General features: G+C 43.1%; 4 protein-coding genes. 3 read left to right on the forward strand and 1 reads right to left on the reverse strand.

The features are described 5' to 3' along the window. On the forward strand, positions 1 to 542 hold a 542-nt coding region (locus QZY09_RS11190; protein ID WP_295672392.1), incomplete at its 5' end, for an alpha-glucosidase C-terminal domain-containing protein. 296 nt (positions 543 to 838) lie between these two features. On the opposite strand, the gene uvrA is transcribed toward QZY09_RS11190, so the two are convergent. Further along, a complete protein-coding gene (uvrA, locus tag QZY09_RS11195; RefSeq protein ID WP_295672394.1) occupies positions 839 to 3,802 on the reverse strand; it encodes an excinuclease ABC subunit UvrA in 2,964 nt (987 codons plus the stop codon). Between the two features lie 495 nt (positions 3,803 to 4,297). Here uvrA and QZY09_RS11200 point away from each other — a divergent pair, with 495 nt between their 5' ends. Beyond that, positions 4,298 to 4,882: a sigma-70 family RNA polymerase sigma factor gene (locus tag QZY09_RS11200; RefSeq protein ID WP_295672396.1), complete on the forward strand. Its 585-nt coding sequence runs from the start codon at positions 4,298 to 4,300 to the stop codon at positions 4,880 to 4,882. Between the two features lie 301 nt (positions 4,883 to 5,183). Then, positions 5,184 to 5,378: a hypothetical protein gene (locus tag QZY09_RS11205; RefSeq protein WP_295672398.1), complete on the forward strand. Its 195-nt coding sequence runs from the start codon at positions 5,184 to 5,186 to the stop codon at positions 5,376 to 5,378. Positions 5,379 to 5,625: the final 247 nt, after the last annotated feature.

A 5,625-nucleotide genomic window follows, 5' to 3' on the forward strand; every position in this document is an offset into this window, starting at 1 on the left:
ACATCAAGTTCAACACGATAGATGACTATAAAGATATTGAGTCCATCAGCATGTTTTACCAGATCAAAAACAATGGCGGTGACCTGAACGCTTTTCTGGACGCCCAAAAAATATCGGCCCGGGATAATGGCCGTACCCCTTTTCAGTGGGACGATTCAGCAAACGCCGGTTTCAGCAATGCGACGCCCTGGATAAAAGTTAATCCCGCTTATACCAGCGTAAACGTAGCGGCAGAAGAAAATGATCCCAATTCATGCCTTAATTATTTTCGCAGGGCGGTTCAGCTGCGCAAAAACAACCTGATCCTCGTTTATGGAAAATACACCCTGGTGGATCGGGCCAACCCTAAAGTATACGCCTATACCCGCGAGCAGAACGGAAAGAAATTACTGATCGCCTTGAATTTTTCAAAAGACGCAGCAACGTTCAATGCAGGATATGCATTGGGTAAAGCAACAGTTTTATTGGGTAACTATCCCTCAAGTTCAACCGACGGAACCCTGAAACCTTACGAAGCGGTGGTTTATCAACTGAATGATTAGCATTATATATTGTATATAAAAGATTTATAATTGGATCACAGAGAGGGGGGCTTCGTTTTTTAATATGGCTGTAATAGCTGTTATTGTAATATTTATTCAAAAATGTTTGGTCATCAGCAATGATGCATAGCCCACATTTTGTGACACTGCCTGACCCGCCTGTCCCAACGTGCCGCATGGAAATATCGTGCATTAAGTGTGCCGCTCAAATAATTAACAAAAGCCAACGTTGGAAGTAACAATTTCGCCCGTCCAGATGGCAGTCATGCGGCACGCTGACCTAATGACCCAATTGGTTAAAACCGTTCCTTCAAAAATACCCCCGTATAAGAATCCTTTTCTTTGATCAGATCCTCGGGTACGCCTTCAAATACCACTTTACCGCCGTTATCGCCGCCTTCCGGGCCGATATCAATTACCCAGTCGGCGCATTTAATTACGTCCATGTTGTGTTCAATAACGATGATGGTATTGCCGTGTTCCAGCAGGGCGTCGAATGATTTGAGGAGCTTTTTAATATCGGCAAAATGTAGGCCGGTGGTCGGTTCGTCAAAAATAAACAGGGTTTTATTGGCATTGTTACCTTTTACCAGGAAGGACGCCAGTTTTATACGCTGTGCCTCGCCGCCGGAGAGGGTATTGGATGATTGCCCCAACTGCACATATCCCAAACCAACGTCCATCAAAGGTTTTATTTTGGCGATGATCTTTGGCTCTTTGGCAAAAAACTCCAGAGCTTCCTCTATGGTCATGCTTAATACTTCGGATACGTTTTTATCCTTATAGGTAACATCCAGGATATGCTGTTTAAAGCGTTTACCGCCGCAGGTTTCGCAGGTCAGGAAGATGTCCGCCATAAACTGCATTTCAATTTTCACTTCACCTTCTCCCTGGCAAACATCGCAACGGCCGCCCTCCACATTAAATGAAAATGCCGAAGGCTTTAAGCCAGCAGCTTTGGATACCGCCTGCCCTGCGTACAGATTGCGGATCTCGTCCCAGGCCTTTACATAAGTAACCGGGTTGGAGCGCGATGAACGGCCGATGGGGTTTTGGTCCACCATCTCTACCTGTTCCACCTTTTGGTAATCGCCTTCAATACTATCGTAGGCACCGGTTTGCTCGGCATTATAATTGCCCAACGTTTTTTGCAGCGCCGGCGCCAGGATCCGTTTAACCAAACTTGTTTTACCCGAGCCGGACACACCGGTAACCACCGTCAATATCCCTAACGGGAATTTAGCGTTTACATGTTTCAGGTTATTTTCGCGAGCGCCTTTTATTTCGATAAAGTCGTTCCATTTGCGGCGGCTTTTGGGGATGGCTATTTCTTCCCTGCCGCTAAGGTAACGGCCGGTAAGGCTTTTTTCATCCTTAATAATTTCATCATAAGTGCCTGAAAAAACCAGGTGACCACCATGCGTACCTGCTTCGGGGCCGATATCAATAATATGGTCGGCCGCTTTCATGATCTCTTCTTCGTGCTCTACCACCAAAACCGTATTACCTACATCGCGCAATGATTTTAACACATGGATCAGGCGCTGGGTATCCCGCGGGTGCAGGCCGATGCTTGGTTCGTCCAAAACGTATATCGACCCCACCAAACTGCTGCCCAACGATGTAGCCAGGTTAATCCGCTGCGACTCACCTCCTGAAAGGGTATTGGATAAACGGTTAAGGGTTAAATACCTTAAGCCTACGTCGTTTAAAAATGACAAACGGTTGTTGATCTCCATCAGCAGGCGTTTGCCCACTTTTAGGTCGGTTTCATTAAGTTCAATCGTATTGAAAAACTCAAGCGCTTTATCCAGGGGCATTAAAACCACATCGGTGATAGACTTCCCGTTAATTTTAACATAGGATGCATCCTGCCGTAAGCGGCTGCCCTTACATTCGGGGCAGGTAGTTTTACCGCGGTAACGCGACAGCATCACCCGGTATTGGATCTTATAGGTTTGTTCTTCCAGTTCCTTAAAAAACGCATCCAAACCGCGGAACCAGGCATTCCCGGTCCATAACAGGCGTTGCTGCGCTTCGGTAAGGTGGTTATATTGGCGATGGATAGGGAAATCAAACTTTAATGCATTTTTTACCAGTAAATCGTTCCATTCGCGCATCTTCTCACCGCGCCAGGGAGCTATTGCGCCCTCGTACACACTTTTGCTTTTATCCGGAATAACCAGGTCCTCGTCAATGCCAATCACCTTGCCATAGCCTTCGCAGCGCTTGCATGCGCCATAAGGGTTGTTAAAACTAAAAAAGTTTGCAGTCGGCTCTTCAAAACGAATGCCATCCAGCTCAAACCTGTCGCAAAAAAAGCGTTCGGTTTCAGTTTCGGCGTCGGGTTCTTTATAACGCACATAGCAATCGCCCTTACCTTCAAAAAAGGCGGTTTGGATAGAGTCGCCCAGGCGGCTGATGGTTTCGTCTTCTTCGTTTTTGGTGATCCGGTCGATGACGATACGGACGGTTTGGGTGATATCTACGGCTTTTTGTCCATGGTCTTTTTCAGATATACCTTTCGCCTTTAAGCTTTCACCTTTCACCTCCCCCTTCTTACCTTTCGCCTTTCCGCTTTCGCCTTTAACCTCCAGGCTTTCACCTGAAACCTCTTCTTCAATTTCTTCCACCAGCCAAGATCCATCATCAACAATGCTCATGTCTTCCAGTAAGTCTTCAATTCGTGAGAGTTTACCTCTGAATTCAACCCTCACAAAACCTTTTTGCATCAGCACCGCCAGTTCTTCTTTTAAACTTCGGTTATTGTGCGGGTACAATGGGCAAAGTACAGTAACCTGTGTATCGGTTGGCAGCGTCATGATAAAATTGATCACATCCGTAACCGAATCCTTTTTGACGATACCGCCGGAAACGGGCGAGATCGTTTTTCCGATACGTGAAAAAAGCAGTTTCAGGTAGTCGTAAATCTCGGTTGACGTACCCACGGTTGAGCGCGGATTAGAGGTGATCACTTTTTGTTCGATAGCGATGGCGGGGGCTATGCCTTTTATATAATCGACGTCGGGCTTATTCATCCGCCCTAAAAACTGCCTTGCATAGGAGGAGAGGCTTTCCACATAGCGGCGCTGCCCTTCGGCATATAACGTATCAAATGCAAGGGATGATTTACCCGAACCCGACATGCCCGTAACCACCACCAGCTTGTTTTTGGGAATGGCCACATCCATATTTTTGAGGTTGTGTACCCTTGCCCCTTTTATAATAATATGATGCTGAGGATCTTTTTCTGCTTCCATTTAGTTCATAGATCATGGTTCATGGGTCATAGCAATTTGCACTCTGGCCATGAACCATGAACCATCAACTATAAACTATCCCCCAAAATGCAAAAATCCTAAAATATTTAGCAGTATCCAAATGAGTTTGAGAAATGATTGGGTTAATTAACGATAATATGAATTGCTTGCATTAACCTGACAATTGATAAGGTTTATTCAAATTATTTGCCGGCATACCGGCTAAAATCAGCAAAATCAGTTCTTCCGTAAAAGCTGTGTTTGGCTTTTAAAATAATGGCTTGTAACGATTGCAAAGCCCGGGTAGTATATTAAATATTGTTAAATTATGTTAAATAGCGCGTTTTTGGGCTATCGTGTAAAAATAATATTTGTTTTTTCGGGGATTAATTGTTTTATTTGGGATAACAATTTCTTAACCCCTAAAGAGAATCGATATAGATAAAACTCTACTTAAATAAAATATTTAGTTAATTAAGTTAGCAGTTTACCTCTATGGATTTTAAATTGAAAAGTGACCAGGATCTCATCCATCTTTATATTGCAGGCGACGAAGCCGGGCTGGTTGAACTCATTCGCCGATACCAATCAAAAATATATACCTCCGTTTACTTGCTTGTAAAAGACGAATATCTTGCCGAAGATATTTTTCAGGATACGTTTATTAAAGTAATTAATACTTTAAAAGCGGGTAAATATAACGAAGAGGGTAAGTTTTTGCCCTGGGTAACCCGCATAGCCCATAATTTAGTGATCGATCATTTCCGCCGTGAAAAACGGGCGCCAATGATCAATAACGGCGACGACTTTGATATTTTTGAAGTACTGGGCAATTATGATGAAAGTACCGAAGACCGCATGGTACGCGAACAAACCTATAAAGACCTTAAAACCCTGATCCATTTACTGCCTGCAGAACAGAAAGAGGTGCTGATCATGCGCCATTTCGGCGATATGAGCTTTAAGGAAATTGCCGATATTACCGAAGTCAGCATTAATACAGCACTGGGTCGCATGCGGTACGCGTTAAATAATTTGCGCAAAATGATGCAAAGCAAAGAAATGAGTTTAAAAAACTAAATGTGCGATCGGGTGGAGTGGTTGCTTAATCTTTGCGGCTTTAATTAAGTTAAAACGATCTTAATTAATATGCCGAAGGGTTAAAAAAACCACTTGCTTGATCCTTTCCTGATAAATCCAGCCAATTAAAAGGGTTGTAAAATTTAATATTTTACAACCCTTTTGTCATTTAGCCCGGGCATTATATTTACAACAAGTGTGTCTGAAATAAAAAAATTTCATTTAATTTTCATCTTGATAAAATATTATATTTATGCTGTCGTTAATAATCTGTAAACCACCAAAAAAACACAGACAACATATGGATGAAACTTTTACAACAACTTTAAATTTACTGACTAACAAAGCTAAGGTGAACGAGGAATTGCAAGAGAACCTGGAAGGCGATGAGTTAATGTTTTACCATTCACTGCGCGCTGATCTGGACCTTTTGGCAAAAGCCCCCAAAGTTCAAACCCTTCACCAGATCCTGGATTACTCCAGGAGTCTCCGTTAGCAGTAAAAAAATCGCTGGTTCACAGGTCACGATTGTTTTCAATAACAATGGGTGATTTGTGAACCTTTCTATTTTTTCTGGTTCATGGTTCATAGTTGATGGTTCATGGCCAAAAGTCGCCGCTTATTTATAGTTTTGTACAGTCAAAGTTCCGGCTATGAACTATGAACCATCAACTATGAACTAAAGAATGACTAAACAAGACCGCTACAAAAACTTTGTCGACTATTTCTCCAGACAGCAACCA

Origin of the sequence: uncultured Mucilaginibacter sp. (assembly GCF_903913935.1) — a bacterium.
Taxonomy (GTDB): Bacteria; Bacteroidota; Bacteroidia; order Sphingobacteriales; family Sphingobacteriaceae; genus Mucilaginibacter.